The sequence below is a fragment of the Achromobacter sp. 1011791174 genome (assembly GCF_059760925.1).
The window spans coordinates 50,571-68,128 of the sequence record NZ_JCBANH010000012.1 but is presented as its reverse complement, the minus strand read 5'-3'; the positions used below and the strand labels follow the sequence as shown (position 1 = coordinate 68,128).

The following is a 17,558-nucleotide window of genomic DNA, read 5'->3' as shown; positions in this document are numbered from 1 at the left end:
TTACGGCCGGACGGACCTGCGGGAAGCCGCCGGGGCCGCCGTAAAGAGAACCAAGACAGCCTTGGGCGTACAGTCCAACAACGAACAATCACCGAAGGTTCAAGGAGCTTATCTATGCTGATCGGAAAAAAACATTTTCTGACGGTTGGCGCCATGGCGCTCGCGATGGCTATCGCCTCGCCCGTGTCGGCGCAGCAGAAATCGGTGGCGGTGACCGCCATCGTCGAGCACCCGGCGCTGGACGCCGTGCGTGACGGCGTGCAGGACGCCCTCAAGCAAGCCGGCTATGAGCCGGGCAAGAACCTGAAATGGCAGTATCAGAGCGCGCAGGGCAACAACGGCACCGCCGCTCAGATCGCCCGCAAGTTCGTCGGCGACAAGCCCGACGCCATCGTCGCCATCGCCACGCCGTCGGCCCAGGCCGTCGTGGCGGCCACCAAGGACGTGCCGGTCGTGTACTCGGCCGTGACCGATCCGGTCGCCGCCCAGCTGGTCGCCAGCATGGAACCCACGGGCACCAACGTCACCGGCGTGTCGGACCTGCTGGCCCTGGACAAGCAGATCGACCTGATCAAGAAGATCGTGCCCAACGCCAAGCGCGTCGGCATGGTCTACAACCCGGGCGAGGCCAACTCGGTCGTGGTGGTCAAGAAGCTGCAGGAGCTGCTGCCCAAGTACGGCATGAGCCTGGTCGAGGCGGCCGCGCCGCGCTCGGTCGACGTGGCCTCGGCCGCGCGCAGCCTGATCGGCAAGGTCGACGTCATCTACACCAACACCGACAACAACGTGGTCTCGGCCTACGAGTCGCTGGTGAAGGTCGGCAACGACGCCAAGATCCCGCTGGTCGCCTCGGACACCGACAGCGTCAAGCGCGGCGGCATCGCCGCCCTGGGCATCAACTACCGCGACCTGGGCGTGCAGACCGGCAAGGTCGTCGTGCGCATCCTGAAGGGCGAGAAGCCCGGCGCCATCGCCTCGGAAACCAGCTCCAAGCTGGAACTCTATGTGAATCCGGGCGCAGCCGCCAAGCAAGGCGTCACGCTGTCCGACGCGCTGATCAAGTCGGCCGCGGTGGTGGTGAAGTAAGCCGCCCCGCCTGAAACCCCGCGCATGCCTTGCGGCATGAGCGGGGTTTTGTTTTACCTGCCTGTCTGTCTTGCCTTCCCGTCCCGCCGCTTTCCTGTCTTGCCGCACGGCGCCTGCCGCCGGCGGGAATGCCCGCGTCGGACTCGTCCCCGCTAGAAATCCGCGCGCCCTGGGCGCACGAGCCGGCCGCCGAATCGGGCTGCCGGGGCAGGACCGTGCGCGCTTTGGCAGAAAACAGGCGAAAATCGTCGCTGGGGAAATGTTCGTTGCAAAAGCTCGGGTAAAACTTACCCCGAAACGCAAGAAGTGCGACGTTTCAACTCTTTAATATGCTCGTTTCTCATCTGATTGGATTTGACCCATGTCATTGTTTTCGTTGTTAGGCGCGTTGGAGATCGGGCTGATCTTCAGCCTGGTGGCTTTGGGCGTGTTTATCTCCTTCCGCCTGTTGCGCTTTCCGGACCTGACGGTCGACGGCAGCTTTCCGCTGGGCGGCGCGGTCTGTGCCACGCTGATCGCCGCGGGCACCGATCCCTTCCTGGCCACGATCGCGGCCACCTTCGCCGGCGCGGCCGCCGGCCTGGTGACGGGCTGGCTGAACGTCAAGCTCAAGATCATGGACCTGCTGGCGAGCATCCTGATGATGATCGCGCTGTACTCGGTCAACCTGCGCATCATGGGCAAGCCCAACGTGCCGCTGATCACCGAGCCCACCATGTTCTCCATCCTGCAGCCGGCCTGGCTGCCGGACTACGTGGCCCGTCCGCTCATCCTGGTGGTGGTCGTGATCCTGGCCAAGCTGCTGCTGGACTGGTTCTTCGCCACGCAGACCGGCCTGGCGATGCGCGCCACCGGCTCCAACGGCCGCATGGCCCGCGCGCAAGGCGTCAACACCGGCCGCATGATCCTGGGCGGCATGGCGCTGTCGAACGCGCTGGTGGCGATGGCCGGCGCGCTGTTCGCGCAGACCCAGGGCGGCTCGGACATCTCGATGGGCATCGGCACTATCGTGATCGGCCTGGCCGCGGTGATCGTGGGCGAGAGCATCCTGCCGTCGCGCAAGCTGGTCCTGGCCACGCTGGCCGTGATCATCGGCGCCATCGTCTACCGCTTCTTCATCGCGCTGGCGCTGAACAGCGACTTCATCGGCCTGAAGGCGCAGGACCTGAACCTGGTCACGGCGGTGCTGGTCACGATCGCCCTGGTCATTCCGATGCTCAAGAAAAAACTGAAGTAGAGATGGCCCACCCCCGAAGCGCTGCGCGCTTCCCCCTCAAGGGGGCACAGCTGCGGACCGGCGGAGCCGGATCTTGTGGGGACGGCCGGTGTGCGGGGGAACTATGCGCAGAATGGAGAATTGAAGAATGTTGTCCGCTAAAGATCTGAAGATCACTTTCAACGCCGGCACGCCGATCGAGACGCGCGCGCTGTGCGGACTGTCGCTGGAGATTCCGTCGGGCCAGTTCGTCACCGTCATCGGCTCGAACGGCGCCGGCAAGTCCACCTTCCTGAACGCCGTGTCGGGCGACCTGCTGGTGGATTCCGGCCGCATCGACATCGACGGCGTGGACATGACGCGCAAGCCGGTGTGGGCGCGCTCGTCCAAGGTGGCGCGCGTGTTCCAGGACCCGATGGCCGGGACCTGCGAAGACCTGACCATCGAAGAGAACATGGCGCTGGCGCAGCTGCGCGGCGACCGTCGCGGCTACAGCCGCGCGGTCAAGGCCTCGATGCGCGAAGGCTTCCGCGAGCGGCTGGCGACGCTGGGCCTGGGCCTGGAAAACCGCCTGGCCGATCGCATCGGCCTGTTGTCCGGCGGCCAGCGCCAGGCCGTCAGCCTGCTGATGGCGGCGCTGCAGCCGTCGCGCATCCTGCTGCTGGACGAGCACACCGCCGCGCTCGATCCGCGCACCGCCGATTTCGTGCTGCAGCTGACGGCGCGCATCGTCGCCGAAAGCAAGCTCACCACCATGATGGTGACGCACAGCATGCGCCAGGCGCTGGACGTGGGCGAGCGCACGGTCATGCTGCACCAGGGGCAGGTGGTGCTGGACGTGTCCGGCGACGAGCGCCGCGGCATGGACGTGCCGGACCTGCTGGCCATGTTCGAGCGCGTGCGCGGCGAGAAACTGTCGGACGACGCGTTGCTGCTGGGCTAGAAGACCGACGCTGTGGCGTCCAGCCCGCCGCCGGCCTGCACAAGGCGGGCGGCGGGTTTTTTCTTTGTCAGGCGACTTCGGGGCGCGCGCCCAGGACGCGAGCCGCCGCCGTTACCCCCCACCAGGCCGCTTCCTCGAACACCGAATAGCCCGACAGGTCGGCGTGGGCGAACAGGATCTGGCCGTCGACGTCCCGCAGCGCGGCCAGTCCGGCGTTGGACAGGCTGCCGCAATGCGGCGTGGCCATCGCATGGCCGCGCACGGTGATGTCCAGCCGGCGCGCGCGGCGCCAGAATTCCTCGCCATAGGCGGCGATCAGGTCGACGGCGGCTTCGTCGCGCAAGGCCTCGGGGCTGGCCTGGCTGAGCCAGCGGCGCGCGTCGGCGGGTTCCAGGCGACTCAGCGCATGGTAGGCGGTGAACACGCTGCGCGGCGACCGCGCCACCCGCAGCAGCTGGTGCGTGGAGACCACATAGCCCAGTCCCTGGCCCTGGTAGACCACGTTGTCCCAGGACAGCGGTTCGCCGGGCGCTTCCAGCGGATAGCCGTCCATGACGAAGTTCGACACCATCCAGGCCGCGCGCGGCGAAGCGTGCACCGCCGGGTCGTAGCCATAGGCGCGGATGTCGGGCAGCAGGCGCTGCGCCACGAACAGCGGCATGGCGCAGACGGCGCGGCGCGCCCGCAGGGCGTAGGCGCCGCCGTCATCGGTGACACAGGCGATGCGCGGGCCGGCGGGCGTTTCGCGGATGCGCGCGGCCGTTCCGGGCAGCAGCCAGCGTTCATGGCCCAGCCTGGCGCTGATCGCCGCGCGCATGCGCGCCACCAGTGTCGACAGGCCGCCCGGCCAGGTCAGCACCGCGCCCTCGGCGGCGTTGGCGGCATGGCCGTCGCGCGCGGCGAAGTAGTGCAGTCCGGCCCAGGCCGACACGGCGCCGGTGTCCGCGCCGTAGTCGTCGCGGCAGCAATAGTCCAGATACCAGCGCAGGGCTGGCGAGGTATAGCCCTCGCGCTCCAGCCATTGCCTGAAGGTGATGCCGTCCAGCGCGGTCCAGGCCGGATCGCGCGAGGACAGGGTCAGCGGGATGGCGAAGACCTTGCGTCCGTCGTTGCCGCGCCGCGTATGCAGGGCCTGCACCTGGGCCAGGAAGCGGCGGTGCTGCGCCAGGTCGGCCTCGGGCAGGCCCTGCATCGGCAGCAGGCTGTCTTCCCAGCGGCCATCGCGCAGCAGTCGTTCCTGCGGCGAATGGACCAGCGCGGTTTCGTCGTAGTAGGGCGTGTCGCCGCCGGCGTCGCGCTCGATCAGGCCGAAGTCGGCCAGCATCTCGCGCACGTGGGTCGATTCGCGCGAGGGCAGGGGCAGGTAGTGCGCGCCCGTCGGATAGTCCAGGCCGTCCTGTGCGCCGCCGGCGGCGTTGCCGGCGTATTCCGGCCCCGCCACCACGACGAAATCGGCATGGCCCTCGCGCGCCAGTTTCCAGGCGCAGGACAGGCCGGCGACGCCGGAACCCAGGATCGCCACGCCGCAGGCGCGCGCGTCCGTGGGCTCGGGCAACGCGGCGCCGTCGCGCAGCGCGTGGCCGGCCTGCATGCCGGGATAGCGGACCTGGGCCGGCGTCTCGACGATGCGCGCGCGCAGGTAGCCGGCGCCGCCGGCGATGGCGGCCGCGGCGGTCGCGCCCAGCAGGAACGCGCGGCGCTGCATCAGCGGATGACCTTGCGCCAGTCTTCGTCGAAGTAGCGCACGAGGGACTGTTCGTTCAGGCGGTTCGGCGGCATGGCCAGCGCGGGCATGTCGGCGGGGAAGTGGAACAGCTCGCGCAACGTGGCCGGGTCCAGGTAGCGCGCCGGCACGGTGATCTTGTCCGCGGGCGTGTAGTCGCGGCGCTTGCCGGCCAGGATGAAGCCCCAGTCGCCGAAGGACGGCACGTAGGCGTGGTAGGGCCAGGTGTGCAGGCCGGCTTCCTTGAGCGTGGCGTCCACGCTCCAGAACGAGCGCGGCGCGAAGTACGGCGAGGTGGACTGGATCACCATGTAGCCGTTCTCGGCCAGGTGGCGCGCCATCAGGTGGTAGACCGGCACAGAGTACAGCCGGCCCAGGCCGAAGTTGGACGGGTCGGGGAAGTCCACTACGATGTAGTCGTAGACCTCGGCATGGCTTTCCAGCCAGCGGCCGGCGTCATCGTTGATGACGGTGACGCGCGGGTCCTTGAGCGCGCCCTGGTTCAACTTGACCAGCGGCTCGGAGCGCGAGAACAGGCCCGTCATGGTCGGGTCCAGGTCCACCAGCGTGACGTGTTCGACGTTCGGGTGCTTGAGAATCTCGCGCACCGCCAGCCCGTCGCCGCCGCCCAGCACCAGTACGTTGCGGGCCCAGGGCAGGGCCAGCAGGCCGGGATGCACCAGGGCCTCGTGGTAGCGGTGCTCGTCGCGCGAGGAGAATTGCAGGTTGCCGTTGATGTACAGGCGCAGGTCGTCGTGCCAGCGCGTGACCACCAGGCGCTGGTAGGGCGTGGTCTCGGCATGGACCACGTCGTCGCCGTACAGGCCCTTTTCCGCCCAGGCCGTCATGTGGCCGGAATAGACGAAGCCCAGCGTCAACAGGCCCAGCACCACGCCGCCGCGCACCGCGCGCTCGGCGGGCCGGCGCACTTCGGCGCGGAACAGCCAGGTGGTCCACAGCGCCACGCCGGCGTTCAGCATGCCGAACAGGAAGCTGGTGCGCAGCAGGCCCAGCTTGGGCGCCAGCAGCAGCGGAAAGACCAGCGACACGGCCAGCGCGCCCAGGTAGTCGAAGGTCAGCACCCGGCTGACGATTTCGCGGAACTCCGCCTTGCGCTGATTGAACACGCGCATCACCAGCGGGATCTCCATGCCCACCATCAGGCCGATGACGAACACGCCCACGTAGAGCGCGGCGCGGAACGGCGCCGACAGCCAGGCGAACACCAGGAACAGCACGGCGGCCGATACCCCGCCCAGCAGCGCGACCAGCAGCTCCACGTCGATGAAGCGATTCAGAACGTCTTCATCTTTTACATATTTTGACAACCACGAGCCGATGCCCATGGCGAACAGATAGCAGCCGATGACCGAGGAGAACTGCAGGATCGAATCGCCCAGCAAATAGCTGGCGAGCGCGCTGCTGATGAGCTCGTAGCCCAGGCCGCAGGAGGCGACGATGAGGACCGACAGGATGAGGACGCGATCGCGCATGGAGGATCCGACAGGAAAAATGCACTCGGAGTATATCGAAGGCGCCGTATATACTTCGCGCAATTGGGGAGGAGCAACCATGCATCCTGCAGTGACCTATCTGATCTACATCGCCTCGGCGCTTGTCATGCTGGGGCTGTTCACGGTGATCTACACCGGCGTGACGCGCTACAAGGAATTCGACCTGATCCGCGAAGGCAACATCGCCGCGGCGATGTCCTACGGCGGCGCGCTGGTGGGTTTTTCGCTCACGCTCTGCTCCAGCATCGCCGTCCATGCCAGCTTCACCATGTTCCTGGTCTGGGGCCTGGCCGCGCTGGTCGTGCAGATCGTGGTCTACGTGGCGGTGGCGCAATGCGTGCGCGGCATGAATGACGCCATCCAGGAAAACAACGTCGCCATGGGCGGGCTGATGGGCGCCGTCTCGCTGGCGGCGGGCATCGTCAACGCCGCCTGCCTGACCTGATCGGGCGCGGCACCGGAATAGCAACAGGAGGACTGGCCATGAGTCTCGGTTCATTTATCCGCAAGCAATTTATCGACATCCTGCAGTGGAACGAGGATCGCGACGGCGTGCTCGCCTGGCGCCATCCGATGCAGGATTTCGAAATCCAGTACGGCGCCAGCCTGACGGTGCGCGAGTCGCAGATGGCGGTGTTCGTCAACGAAGGCAAGGTGGCCGACGTGTTCGGCCCCGGCATGTACAAGCTGACCACGCAGACGCTGCCGATCCTGACGTACCTGAAGAACTGGGACAAGCTGTTCGAGTCGCCGTTCAAGTCCGACGTGATCTTCTTCAGCACGCGCCTGCAGCTGGGCCGGCGCTGGGGCACGGCCCAGCCGGTGACGCTGCGCGACAGCGAGTTCGGCATGGTGCGCCTGCGCGCCTTCGGCGTGTACTCGTACCAGATCGCCGATCCCGGCACGTTCTACCGCGAAGTCAGCGGCACGCGCGACGTGTACACGGTGGACGACCTGGAATTGCAGCTGCGCAACATGGTGGTCGCCGCAATGACCACGGCGCTGGGCGGCTCCAAGGTGCCGTTCCTGGACATGGCCGGCAACCAGGGCCTGATGTCGCAGAGCATCAGCGAGCAGCTGGCGCCGACCTTCGAGCGCTACGGCGTCAAGCTGGACAACTTCACCGTCGAGAACGTGTCGCTGCCGGAAGAGCTGCAGAAGGCGCTGGACACGCGGATTTCCATGGGCATGGCCGGCGACCTGGCCAAGTTCACCCAGTACCAGACGGCCACGGCCATTCCGATGGCGGCGCAGAACGAAGGCGGCATCGCCGGCATCGGCGCCGGCCTGGCCGCGGGCGCGGCGCTGGGCCAGACCATGGCGCAGGGGCTGGGCGCGGCGGCGGCAGGGCAGGCCGCCCAGCCTGCCGCGCAGCCGGCGCCGGCCGCCGTCGATCCGGTGCAGAAGCTGCAGCAGCTCAAGGACCTGCTCGACAAGGGCCTGATCACCGCGGCCGACTATGACGCGGCCAAGGCCGACGTGCTCAAGAAACTCACCAGCTGATCCCAGACCGCACCAGAGCATCCTCCGAACCCATGCAGCAGGTCCTGTGCCCGCAGTGCGGCGCTCCCGTCTCGTTCACGTCCGCCGCCTCCGTCATGGCGGTTTGCGGCGCCTGCCGCAGCACGCTGCTCAAGGATGCCGCCTCGGTGCGCCGCATCGGCGAGGCGGCCGAGGTGCTGGAGGACTACTCGCCGATCTGCCTGGGCGCGGCCGGCAAGTACGAGAGCAAGCGCTTCGACGTGGTCGGCCGCATCCAGATGCGCTACGACGACGGCTTCTGGAACGAGTGGTACCTGTGGTTCGAGGATGGCTCGGACGGCTGGCTGTCTGACGCGTCCGGCCAGTACGCGGTGACGCGGCGGCGGCGCGCCAAGACCGCCAGGGAGATGCCGGCCTTCGACCAGATCAAGCCCGGCTTCTTCTTCAAGCTGGACGGCCAGAACTACGTGGCCTCCGACATCCGCACCTGCGCGGCCGGCGGCACGCAGGGCGAGCTGCCCTTCGTGGCCGACGGCGGCTGGCAGGCCAAGGTGGCAGACTTCCGCAGCCTGGACGCCTTCCTGACGCTGGACTATTCCGACGGGCCCGATCCCGAGCTGTACATCGGCCGCGCGTTCGCGCTGTCCGACATGCAGGCCGCCTCGCTGCGCAACGCCGATCAGGTGCGCGAGACGGCGGGCCGTTTCCGCGGCCAGATCAAGGCGCTGGACTGCCCCAATTGCGGCGGCTCCATCAGTTTCGTGGCGGCGATGGCCACCCAGGTGGTGTGCCCGTCCTGTGGTTCGACCGTGGACTGCGCCGGCGAGAAGGCCGAGGTCATCGAGAAGGCGCGCAAGCTCAAGTCCATCAAGACCACGCTGGCGCTGGGCGAGACGGCCAGCATCGACGGCGCCGACTACAGCCTGATCGGCCTGATGAAATGCGCGGACCCGGATCCCGAGGAACCGTCGCAGTGGATCGAATACCTGATGTTCAACCCGGCCAAGGGCTTCCTGTGGCTGGTCGAGACCGATGATGGCTGGGAGCGCGTCAAGGTCTGCGATACCTGGCCCAGCCAGGTCAATGCGTCCACCGTGCGCTGGCAATCGCGCCAGTACCGCAAGCTGTACGACTACACGTCGCGAGTGGATCTGGCGCTGGGCGCGTTCAACTGGCGCGTCAAGGTCGGCGACAGCACCCAGATCACCGATTACCAGACCGGCAATTTCAAGCTCACGCGCGAGCAGGGCGAGGCCGAACTGGGCTGGTCCGCGTCCTCGCCGGTGTCGGGCGCGCAATTGGCCGAATGGTTCAAGCGGCCGGAGCTGGCGGCGCTGAAGTCGTCGGTCGGCGGGGGCAAGTCCGGCGCCTACGCCGGCTGGGCCTGGATCGCGACCATCGTCCTGGCTTTCCTGAATTTCGACAACATCCTTGAAGGCCGGCTGCTGCCGTCGCTGATCGGGCTGGCCTTCCTGTGGCTGCCGGCCAAGCTGGCGGACAAGCTTTCCGGAAGAGGCGAATAAGACGATGGGCAAGTTCATCTACACCGTCTATGCCGTGATCGTGGTGCTGGCCACCACCGGCGCCAGCGCGCCGGGGGCGCGCTTTGGCGGCACGGGCACCAGCGGCAGCACCTGGGGCGGCGGTTCCTCCAGCAGCACCGGCTGGTCCAGCGGGTCGCACAAGTGACGGTCCACGCCACGCCCGGCCGCCATGTGCTGGCCGATTTCCACGGCGTGGCCGCCGCCGGCCTGTCCGACGCGGCCGCGCTGGAGCGCCAGCTGCTGGCGGCCGCCGACGCCGCCGGCGCGCGCGTGCTGAGCGCGCATTTCCATCATTTCGGGGAAGGAGCGGGCGTGACCGGCGTGGTCATGCTCAGCGAATCCCATATCAGCATCCATACCTGGCCGGAACACGGCTACGCGGCGCTGGATGTGTTCATGTGCGGCGCGGCCCGGCCCGAGCGCGCGCTGGACAGCCTGCGCGCCGCGCTGGCGCCGGCCTCGGTCCGCGTCACGGTCGTCGACCGGGGCTGACGCGCGGCGCTTTTTCCCTTGTTTGACATGCCTCAAGGCGCTACAGGGTTCAAATTGACGTTCGTTATATACCTATATATATTTCGTGACCAATAGACAACCCGATCGCTCTGGAGAGCAAGATGTCCGTCAACCGTCCGACCCTGCGCCCGACCCTGGCCGCCACCTTCGCGCTGGCCACCCTGTGGGGCGCCAACGCCAGCGCCGGCGAGCTGGTCGTGTCCGCCGCCGCCAGCCTGACCAACGCGTTCAAGGACGTGGCCGCCGCCTATGAAAAAGAGCATGCCGGCACCAAGGTGGTCCTGAACTTCGGCGCCTCCGACGTGCTGCTGCAGCAGATCGTCAAGGGCGCGCCGGCCGACGTGTTCGCCTCGGCCGACCAGAAGGCCATGGACAAGGCGGTCGAGGAAAAGGCCGTCAAGCCCGCCTCGCGCGTGGACTTCGCCGCCAACCAGGTCGTGCTGATCGTCCCGACCGACAGCCGCGCCAACATCACCGCGTTGAAGGACCTGACCCGCGACGACGTCAAGCGCATCGCCTACGGCAATCCGGCCTCGGTGCCGGTCGGCCGCTACACGCAGGGCGCGTTGCAGGCCGCCGGCCTGTGGGACGCCGTGCAGGCCAAGAGCGTGCTGGCGCAGAACGTGCGCCAGAGCCTGGACTATGTGTCGCGCGGCGAGGTCGACGCCGGCTTCGTGTTCGCCACCGACGCCGCCATCATGGCGGACAAGGTCAAGGTCGCCGTGCGCGTGCCGTCGCAGACGCCCGTCACCTATCCCATCGCCGTGACCGCGCGCGAAGCCGCCGCCAAGGAGGCCCAGAGCTTCGTCGCGTACGTGCTTTCGCCCGCCGGCCAGGAGATACTGTCGCGCTACGGCTTCCAGAAGCCCTGATTCCGCTTGAGCGCATGCGTCGATGAGTGATTCTGTCTGGGTGCCCCTGCTGCTTTCCTTGAAAGTGGCGGGGTGGGCCACATTACTGGCGGCGGTGGCCGGCACCGCCGCCGCCTATGGTCTGTCGCGCTGGCGCTGGCGGGGCCGCGACCTGCTGGACGCCTTGCTGACGCTGCCGCTGGTGCTGCCGCCCACGGTGCTGGGCTACTACCTGCTGGTGCTGCTGGGTCGGCGCGGCGTGCTGGGCGAGACGCTGGCGGGCTGGGGCATTGAGCTGGTCTTCACCTGGCAGGGCGCCGTCATCGCCGCCGCCGTGGTGGCGTTTCCGCTGGTGTTCAAATCGGCCCGCGCGGCTTTCGAGAACGTCGACGCGCAGCTGGAGAACGCGGCGCGGGTGCTGGGCGTGTGCGAGACGGGGGTGTTCTTCCGCGTGACGCTGCCGCTGGCCGCGCGCGGCATCGTCGCCGGCGTGCTGCTGGCCTTCGCGCGGGCGCTGGGCGAATTCGGCGCCACGCTGATGATCGCCGGCAATCTGCCGGGCCGCACCCAGACGCTGTCGGTCGCCATCTACGAGGCGGTGCAGGCCGGCGATGACGCCACCGCCAACCTGCTGGTGCTGGTCACGTCCGTGACCTGCGTGGTGGTCCTGCTGCTGGCGGGACGGCTGGTGCCGGTGTCCGGCCGGCGTGATTCGGGGGCACGATGAGCGTCGCCATACAGATCCGGAAGCGCATGGTGTCCGGCGACCGGCATTTCGCGCTGGACGTGGATGTCACGTCCAGGTCCAAGCGCATCGCGCTGTTCGGCCCGTCCGGCGCCGGCAAGAGCCTGACCCTGCGGGCCGTGGCCGGCCTGCTGCGGCCGGATGCCGGACGCATCGACATCAACGGCCGCGCGCTGTTCGATTCGGCGCAAGGCATATGCCTGCCGCCGCAGTCGCGCCGCGTGGCCTATCTGTTCCAGGACTACGCGCTGTTCCCGCACCTGACGGTGGCGCAGAACATCGCGTTCGGCATGCGGCGCGGCTGGCGCAATCCGCCGCGCAAGCAGGTCAGCGAGCAGGCGCGGCGCTGGGTCGACGCCTTCGAGCTGGGCGCCATCGTGGGCAGCTATCCGAGCGAGATATCGGGCGGCCAGAAGCAGCGCGTGGCGCTGGCGCGGGCGCTGATGCTGGAACCCGACATCCTGTTGCTGGACGAGCCGTTCTCGGCGCTGGACTCGCAGCTGCGCGGCAAGATGCGGCAGGAATTGGACGCGCTACAGCGCAGGCTGGACGTGCCGATGCTGCTGATCACGCACGATCCGGCCGACGTCGAGGCGCTGGCCGACGAGGTGTTCGAGCTGCGCGACGGCCGCGTGCGCCGCCGGGATGAAGACGTGGGCTTGTGACGGCGAACGGATCGCCGTCTGATTGATCAGCGCTGGCCCGCTGGCCTGAGACCGCCGTGGGCCGGTTCCCGGGGCCCGCGCGAGACGCTTAATCCAGCACGCCCAGGATGACGTTCGAGGCCTTGAAGATGGCGACGGCCGGCGAACCCTGTTTCAGGCCCAGTTCCTGCGCGCTTTCATTGGTGACGATGGCGGCCACCGTGGCGCCGCCGTCGAGCTGGATCAGGATCTCGCTGTTCACCGCGCCGGGGCGCACGGCCGAGACGGCGCCCGGCAGCTGGTTGCGGGCCGACAGGCGCAGGCCCTTGCCGGGCACGCCCACGATCACCGAGGATGCCTTGATCAGGGCGATGGCTTCCTTGCCGTCGGCCAGGCCCAGTTCCTGGGTGCTTTCGCGGGTGATGGTGGCGGTGAGGGTCTGGCCGCCGGCGATGCGCAGGCGGATTTCGTCGTTAACCGCGCCCGGCGTGATGCCGATGACGGTGCCCAGCAGGCGGTTGCGCGCGGAGGTCTTGAGCATGAAGCGCCTCATGAGGTCGATGTCGCCGCTGGCGTCCAGGCCCGCGCGCGTCAGGTTTTCCATGAACTTGCGGTGTTCGGCCTCCAGCGCGCGGAAGGTCGCGATCAGGCGGCGCGCCCGGTCGGTCAGCTGCGTGCCGCCGCCGCCCCGGCCGCCGGCCGCCCGCAGCACCAGCGGTTCGCCCGCCAGGTTGTTCATCGCGTCGATGGCGTCCCACGCGCCCTTGTAGCTCATGCCCACGGCGCGCGCGGCGGCGGTGATCGAGCCGGTGGCGTCGATCTGGGCGAGCAGGTCGATGCGGTTCTTGCCGCCCCAGGTCTGGGCGCCGGAGCGCAGCCAGATCGAGCCGTCGAGTTCCAACATGGCGGTGAGGTCCGTTCAGTTCCGATTGAAGGCTTGCAGTGTAATGGACGGTCGGCCCCGGCGGCGACGGCGCGATGGGAATGAGAGGCGTCATTGAAACTTTGCGGGCTTCGCGGCACTATGTGCTGGCCTCGGATTCCTGGAGACTGGATCATGAAAGCCCCAACCCTGCTGGCCGCGGGCTGCCTGGCGGCGCTGCTGTCGGCCTGCGCCACCGGACCATCGATACGCAGCGACTATGACCAGAAGGCGGATTTCTCGCGCTATCGCACCTTCGGCTACATGAGCCCGCTGGGCACGGACAAGGCCGGCTACAGCAGTCTGCTGACCGAGCGCCTGAAGGACGCCACGCGCGGCCAGATGGAAATGCGCGGCTACGTCTATAACACCGCCGATCCGGACCTGCTGATCAATTTCAACGGCAAGCTGCAGCAGAAGACCCTGGTCACCCAGGCGCCGCCGGCCATCGGTCCTTATTACGGCTATCGCAGCGGCTTCTATGGCGGCTGGCCCGGCTATGGCTGGGGCGACACCGTCTATCAATACACGGAGGGCACGCTGAACATCGACCTGGTCGACGCGCGCCGCAAGCAGCTGGTGTGGGAAGGCGTGGCCGTGGGCGAGGTGCGCAACCCCGAGATGGCCGCGTCGCAGCAGAGCGTGGAAAAAGCCGTCGCCCAAGTGTTCTCGAAATATCCGTTCCGCGCCGGCGTGGCCGCGCCGCAGGGACCGGACAAGTCCAAGCCTTGAGGAGTCCCGCATGAGCACGGCACGCCCGTCCCGCAAGCGCCAGGCCGCCCCGGCCGATACCGACAGTCCGCGCCGCACGTCCAAGACCGCCCCGGCCGACGCCGACAGCCCGGGCCGCGCCGCCGCGGACTCCGGCGGCGTGCAGTCCTACGACACGGTCGCCCTGGTGCTGCAGGGCGGCGGCGCCCTGGGGGCCTACCAGGCCGGGGTGTACCAGGGCCTGCATGAGGCCGGCATCCGCCCCAACTGGGTGGCGGGCATTTCCATCGGTTCGATCAACGCCGCCATCATCGCCGGCTCGCCCGAGGACGAGCGCGTGGCGCGGCTGCGCGGGTTCTGGGAGACGATCTGCCGGCCGACCGGCTTCGCCGCCCTGCCTTGGGGCGATACGCTGGCCGGCATGTTCGAGGGCATTCCGTTCGGCTTCGGCTCGCCGGCCATGAACGGCCAGCTGTCCGCCTTCCATGCGCTGGTGTCCGGTCAGCCTGGTTTCTTCAAGCCGCGCTTTCCGCCGCCCTACCTGTTGCATGGGCAGGGGGCGGCTTCCACCAGCTTCTACGACACGTCTGCGCTGGCCGATACGCTGCGCCAGTTCGTCGACTTCGACCTGCTGAACGCGGGCAAGGTGCGCGCCAGCTTCGGCGTGGTCAACGTGCGGACCGGCAACTTCGCCTATTTCGACAGCCGCAAGGACCGGCTGGGCCCCGAGCACGTCATGGCCTCCGGCGCATTGCCGCCGGGCTTCCCGTCCGTGGAAATCGATGGCGAGCATTACTGGGACGGGGGCGTGGTGTCCAACACCCCGCTGGCCCAGGTGGTGGGCGCGGAGAACATGCGCGACACGCTGGCCTTCCAGGTGGACCTGTGGCCGGCGCGCGGCGGCCTGCCCACCTCGCTGGAAGAAGTGGCCGAGCGGCAGAAGGACATCCAGTATTCCAGCCGGACCCGCCTGGTGACCGACCAGTTGCGCCGGGTGCTCAAGCTGCGCCACGGCCTGCAGAAGCTGCTGGCGCGCCTGCCCGAATCCGAGCGCGGCGCGGCCGACCTGGAAGAGCTGCGCCGGCTGTCGCACACGCCGGCGACCAACATCGTCAACCTGATCTACGAGTCCAAGCACCGCGAGCGCTATTCCAAGGACTACGAGTTCGGCACCGAGGCCATGCGCGAGCACTGGGAGTCCGGCCTGTCGGACATCCGCCTGACCCTGGCCCGGCCGGGCGTGCTGGACCGTCCGACCGAGGACAGTTGTTTTGTCGCCCACGACATCCATCGCAACGGCAAGCGGCATTGATCGAGGGGGCGGGCAGGATGGGGAAAAGATAGGATCTTCAGCCGATATGAACTGAATTTAAAGGGATTAGTCTGATCCTGGCGTAGCAAGAGGAAATCCGGCTTGCAGGCCCGTTAGTCTCTCGAACAAGTTGCATTTTTTGTTTCCGGCGCCCGGAAACCGCGGATTGCGCGGTGCCGAGTCCGGTGGAGAGCCAGCCGTGATCGTTACCGCCCAATCCGAGCCCGTTCTGTCCGCCTCCGGCGCGCCCCTGGCCGCGCCGGTCCATGCCGTCCAAGGCGTCCCCGTCGATGGTCTGATAGCCGCCAGCGACAGGCTGGAAGGCTGGTGGACGCTGCGCTACGGCGGCTGGACGCTGCTTACGCCCCGTGGCGGCCGCCTCGACCTGTCCGAACTCGAGCGCGCTTGCTTCCTGTGTCTGTTGCGCAACCCGCGGCGCGAGCTGTTGCGGTCCGAGCTGGTGGCCATGCGGCAGCACACCAAGATGCGCACGCTGAATGTCGCCATCTGCCGGCTGCGCCGCAAGGTGGGCGATGCCGGCGACCAGTTGCCGCTGCATACCGTGCACGGCATCGGCTACGTCTTCCTGGGCAAGCTCCGGGAATTCGCCGAACCCTGACAGGCCAGAGGGCGCACGCGGCTCGCGGCCCGCGCCTGTGTGCGCAGGGACATTGGCGATCCGCCATCCGCGATCCGCGATCCGCGGCGAGACGTGCTGTCCGCCTCGCGTATCCCGTTTCTCGCCGCAATGCGTCCCGCCCCTGACTTCAAGGCGTCCGCCTGATCGGACCCTATTTTTGTGGCGAACTCCTCTCCATATAGTGTGGCGCGGCGCCAAATTTGGCGTCCGTCGCTGCGCAACCACGCCAAATCCCCCTCGAAAACCCTTGGATCGCCTGATAACTGAGTTACATTATTGGGCTATTCAGGCGCCCGCCCCGGCGCGGATCTTGCATTGGCCATGGCTGCACGCAGGCGCCTGACGATCTTGCTTACTTGACGCGGCATACTACGCGGGGGTTTCGATGCGGTTTTCGCCTAAACGTGTTTCAGGTCTGGCTCTTTCGGGTGGCGCGCTGGCGCTGCTGTTGGCGGGGTGCGGCGAGCACCCGCAAATGAACCCCGGCATGCCCCAGGTCAGCGTCATCACGGTCCAGCCCGAGCGCACGCCGATCGTGGCGGAGCTGCCCGGCCGTGTCGATGCGGTCCGCGATGCGCAGATCCGCGCGCGGGTGACCGGCATCGTCCAGAAGATCGCTTTCGAGCAGGGCGGCGACGTCCAGGAGAAGCAACTGCTCTTCAAGATCGATCCGGCGCCGTACAAGGCGGCCTACGATCAAGCCACCGCCCAGCTCAAGCAGGCGCAGGCCAATCTGTTCAGCGCCAAGGTGCTGGCCGATCGCTACGCGCCGCTGGTCAAGGCCAACGCGGTCAGCAAGCAGGAATACGACAACGCCGTGGCGTCGTACCGCCAGGCCGAGGCCGCCGTGGCCGCCGCCAAGGCCGCGCAGGACAACGCCTCGATCAACCTCGGCTACACCGACGTGACCTCGCCCATCACCGGACGCATCGGCAAGCCGCTGGTCACCGAGGGCGCGCTGGTCGAGGGCACCTCGGCCACGCAGATGGCCACGGTGCAGCAGCTCGACCCCATCTATATCGACTTCAACCAGTCCACCACGGATCTGGCGGCGCTGCGTCGCGCCTTCGCCAGCGGCAAGCTGCAGCAGGTCGGCAAGGACGCCGCCCGCGCCACGGTGGTGCTGGAGGACGGTTCCGAGTATCCGCACCCGGGCAAGCTGCTGTTCACCGGCATCACGGTTGACCCGACCACCGGCCAGGTCAACCTGCGCGCCGAGGTGCCGAACCCGGAGAACGTGCTGTTGCCGGGCATGTATGTGCGCGTGAGGCTGGAGCAGGGCGTGGACGACAAGGCGCTGCTGGTGCCGCAGCAGGCGCTGCAGCGCACGCCCGACGGCGCCCAGAGCCTGATGCTGGTCAACAAGGAAAACAAGGTCGAGCAGGTGCCGGTGACCACCGGCGGCGCCGTCAAGACCAACTGGATCGTCACCAGCGGCCTGAAGGCCGGCGACACGGTGGTGGTCGAGGGCTTCCAGAAGATCCGCCCCGGCGCGCCGGTGCAAGCCAGCCCGTGGAAGGCCGGCGGCCAGCCGGGCGCCGCGCCCGCCGGCCAGCCTGCTGCGCAGCAGCCGGCCAAGCCGGCCGAGGGCGCGCCCGCCAAGCAGGAGCCTGCCAAGCAAGACCCGGCCGCAGGCCAGAAGTCCTAAGCGGCTCGCGGCGCCTATCAGGCGCCGCGTTCCCCTTCAGTGAGCATCGCTTTCAGAGTCCGCC

General features: G+C 68.0%; 18 protein-coding genes. 15 read left to right on the top strand and 3 right to left on the bottom strand.

Going from position 1 to position 17,558, the window contains the following annotated elements:
• Positions 1 to 114 precede the first annotated feature (114 nt).
• From AC6LJ5_RS06850 to AC6LJ5_RS06840, 3 genes are all read left to right on the top strand, one after another.
• Positions 115 to 1,086, top strand: a complete 972-nt coding sequence (locus AC6LJ5_RS06850) for an ABC transporter substrate-binding protein (protein ID WP_212321203.1) — start codon at positions 115 to 117, stop codon at positions 1,084 to 1,086.
• Between the two features lie 361 nt (positions 1,087 to 1,447).
• Complete coding sequence (locus AC6LJ5_RS06845) at positions 1,448 to 2,323, top strand: ABC transporter permease (protein WP_103273678.1); 876 nt, start codon at positions 1,448 to 1,450, stop codon at positions 2,321 to 2,323.
• 127 nt (positions 2,324 to 2,450) lie between these two features.
• Positions 2,451 to 3,245 carry an ABC transporter ATP-binding protein gene (locus tag AC6LJ5_RS06840; RefSeq protein WP_103273679.1) on the top strand — a complete coding sequence of 265 codons (795 nt, stop codon included), beginning with the start codon at positions 2,451 to 2,453 and terminating at the stop codon, positions 3,243 to 3,245.
• Positions 3,246 to 3,312: 67 nt separating this feature from the next.
• On the opposite strand, the gene AC6LJ5_RS06835 is transcribed toward AC6LJ5_RS06840, so the two are convergent.
• Entirely contained in the window at positions 3,313 to 4,950 is a 1,638-nt protein-coding gene (locus AC6LJ5_RS06835; RefSeq protein WP_498140094.1) for an FAD-dependent oxidoreductase, read from the bottom strand.
• Entirely contained in the window at positions 4,950 to 6,461 is a 1,512-nt protein-coding gene (locus AC6LJ5_RS06830; protein WP_498140093.1) for a polyamine aminopropyltransferase, read from the bottom strand. The genes AC6LJ5_RS06835 and AC6LJ5_RS06830 overlap by 1 nt, the downstream gene beginning before the upstream one ends.
• A 79-nt stretch (positions 6,462 to 6,540) precedes the next feature.
• On the opposite strand from AC6LJ5_RS06830, the gene AC6LJ5_RS06825 reads away from it, so the two are divergent.
• From AC6LJ5_RS06825 to AC6LJ5_RS06790, 8 genes are all read left to right on the top strand, one after another.
• The gene (locus AC6LJ5_RS06825) at positions 6,541 to 6,927 is read left to right on the top strand and encodes a DUF350 domain-containing protein (RefSeq protein WP_103273682.1); all 387 of its coding nucleotides are present in this window, start codon (positions 6,541 to 6,543) and stop codon (positions 6,925 to 6,927) included.
• A 38-nt stretch (positions 6,928 to 6,965) separates the two neighbouring features.
• Positions 6,966 to 7,985 carry an SPFH domain-containing protein gene (locus AC6LJ5_RS06820; RefSeq protein ID WP_498140092.1) on the top strand — a complete coding sequence of 340 codons (1,020 nt, stop codon included), beginning with the start codon at positions 6,966 to 6,968 and terminating at the stop codon, positions 7,983 to 7,985.
• A gap of 32 nt (positions 7,986 to 8,017) precedes the next feature.
• Positions 8,018 to 9,487, top strand: a complete 1,470-nt coding sequence (locus AC6LJ5_RS06815) for a DUF4178 domain-containing protein (RefSeq protein WP_498140091.1) — start codon at positions 8,018 to 8,020, stop codon at positions 9,485 to 9,487.
• Between the two features lie 4 nt (positions 9,488 to 9,491).
• Positions 9,492 to 9,653 (top strand): hypothetical protein, encoded by a 162-nt coding sequence (locus AC6LJ5_RS06810; protein WP_199770830.1) that lies wholly within the window; start codon positions 9,492 to 9,494, stop codon positions 9,651 to 9,653.
• Complete coding sequence (speD, locus tag AC6LJ5_RS06805; RefSeq protein WP_103273685.1) at positions 9,650 to 10,000, top strand: adenosylmethionine decarboxylase; 351 nt, start codon at positions 9,650 to 9,652, stop codon at positions 9,998 to 10,000. The genes AC6LJ5_RS06810 and speD overlap by 4 nt, the downstream gene beginning before the upstream one ends.
• A 122-nt stretch (positions 10,001 to 10,122) precedes the next feature.
• Positions 10,123 to 10,893 (top strand): molybdate ABC transporter substrate-binding protein, encoded by a 771-nt coding sequence (modA, locus tag AC6LJ5_RS06800; protein ID WP_498140090.1) that lies wholly within the window; start codon positions 10,123 to 10,125, stop codon positions 10,891 to 10,893.
• Between the two features lie 22 nt (positions 10,894 to 10,915).
• Positions 10,916 to 11,599: a molybdate ABC transporter permease subunit gene (modB, locus tag AC6LJ5_RS06795; RefSeq protein WP_498140089.1), complete on the top strand. Its 684-nt coding sequence runs from the start codon at positions 10,916 to 10,918 to the stop codon at positions 11,597 to 11,599.
• Entirely contained in the window at positions 11,596 to 12,282 is a 687-nt protein-coding gene (locus AC6LJ5_RS06790; RefSeq protein ID WP_103273688.1) for an ATP-binding cassette domain-containing protein, read from the top strand. Before modB ends, AC6LJ5_RS06790 begins: the two co-directional genes overlap by 4 nt.
• A gap of 88 nt (positions 12,283 to 12,370) precedes the next feature.
• Here AC6LJ5_RS06790 and AC6LJ5_RS06785 read toward each other — a convergent pair whose 3' ends face one another.
• Positions 12,371 to 13,165: a TOBE domain-containing protein gene (locus AC6LJ5_RS06785; protein WP_103273689.1), complete on the bottom strand. Its 795-nt coding sequence runs from the start codon at positions 13,163 to 13,165 to the stop codon at positions 12,371 to 12,373.
• A 153-nt stretch (positions 13,166 to 13,318) separates the two neighbouring features.
• Between AC6LJ5_RS06785 and AC6LJ5_RS06780 the strand changes: the two genes are divergently transcribed.
• The 4 genes from AC6LJ5_RS06780 to AC6LJ5_RS06765 all read left to right on the top strand — a co-directional run bounded on the left by AC6LJ5_RS06780 (position 13,319) and on the right by AC6LJ5_RS06765 (position 17,494).
• Complete coding sequence (locus AC6LJ5_RS06780; protein ID WP_498140088.1) at positions 13,319 to 13,915, top strand: DUF4136 domain-containing protein; 597 nt, start codon at positions 13,319 to 13,321, stop codon at positions 13,913 to 13,915.
• A 10-nt stretch (positions 13,916 to 13,925) separates the two neighbouring features.
• Positions 13,926 to 15,206, top strand: a complete 1,281-nt coding sequence (locus AC6LJ5_RS06775) for a patatin-like phospholipase family protein (protein WP_498140087.1) — start codon at positions 13,926 to 13,928, stop codon at positions 15,204 to 15,206.
• Positions 15,207 to 15,501: 295 nt separating this feature from the next.
• Positions 15,502 to 15,825 (top strand): helix-turn-helix domain-containing protein, encoded by a 324-nt coding sequence (locus AC6LJ5_RS06770; protein WP_199771038.1) that lies wholly within the window; start codon positions 15,502 to 15,504, stop codon positions 15,823 to 15,825.
• 406 nt (positions 15,826 to 16,231) lie between these two features.
• Entirely contained in the window at positions 16,232 to 17,494 is a 1,263-nt protein-coding gene (locus AC6LJ5_RS06765; RefSeq protein WP_498140086.1) for an efflux RND transporter periplasmic adaptor subunit, read from the top strand.
• Positions 17,495 to 17,558: the final 64 nt, after the last annotated feature.

Bases quoted from the DNA above. Each gene is read 5' to 3' on its own strand.
- modA (WP_498140090.1), top strand. From the start codon at position 10,123: ATGTCCGTCAACCGTCCGACCCTGCGCCCGACCCTGGCCGCCACCTTC.
- AC6LJ5_RS06780 (WP_498140088.1), top strand. From the start codon at position 13,319: ATGAAAGCCCCAACCCTGCTGGCCGCGGGCTGCCTGGCGGCGCTGCTG.
- AC6LJ5_RS06810 (WP_199770830.1), top strand. From the start codon at position 9,492: ATGGGCAAGTTCATCTACACCGTCTATGCCGTGATCGTGGTGCTGGCC.
- AC6LJ5_RS06775 (WP_498140087.1), top strand. From the start codon at position 13,926: ATGAGCACGGCACGCCCGTCCCGCAAGCGCCAGGCCGCCCCGGCCGAT.
- AC6LJ5_RS06830 (WP_498140093.1), bottom strand. From the start codon at position 6,461: ATGCGCGATCGCGTCCTCATCCTGTCGGTCCTCATCGTCGCCTCCTGC.
- AC6LJ5_RS06815 (WP_498140091.1), top strand. From the start codon at position 8,018: ATGCAGCAGGTCCTGTGCCCGCAGTGCGGCGCTCCCGTCTCGTTCACG.
- AC6LJ5_RS06850 (WP_212321203.1), top strand. From the start codon at position 115: ATGCTGATCGGAAAAAAACATTTTCTGACGGTTGGCGCCATGGCGCTC.
- AC6LJ5_RS06835 (WP_498140094.1), bottom strand. From the start codon at position 4,950: ATGCAGCGCCGCGCGTTCCTGCTGGGCGCGACCGCCGCGGCCGCCATC.
- AC6LJ5_RS06820 (WP_498140092.1), top strand. From the start codon at position 6,966: ATGAGTCTCGGTTCATTTATCCGCAAGCAATTTATCGACATCCTGCAG.
- AC6LJ5_RS06785 (WP_103273689.1), bottom strand. From the start codon at position 13,165: ATGTTGGAACTCGACGGCTCGATCTGGCTGCGCTCCGGCGCCCAGACC.
- AC6LJ5_RS06790 (WP_103273688.1), top strand. From the start codon at position 11,596: ATGAGCGTCGCCATACAGATCCGGAAGCGCATGGTGTCCGGCGACCGG.
- AC6LJ5_RS06840 (WP_103273679.1), top strand. From the start codon at position 2,451: ATGTTGTCCGCTAAAGATCTGAAGATCACTTTCAACGCCGGCACGCCG.
- AC6LJ5_RS06825 (WP_103273682.1), top strand. From the start codon at position 6,541: ATGCATCCTGCAGTGACCTATCTGATCTACATCGCCTCGGCGCTTGTC.
- AC6LJ5_RS06845 (WP_103273678.1), top strand. From the start codon at position 1,448: ATGTCATTGTTTTCGTTGTTAGGCGCGTTGGAGATCGGGCTGATCTTC.
- modB (WP_498140089.1), top strand. From the start codon at position 10,916: ATGAGTGATTCTGTCTGGGTGCCCCTGCTGCTTTCCTTGAAAGTGGCG.
- AC6LJ5_RS06765 (WP_498140086.1), top strand. From the start codon at position 16,232: ATGCGGTTTTCGCCTAAACGTGTTTCAGGTCTGGCTCTTTCGGGTGGC.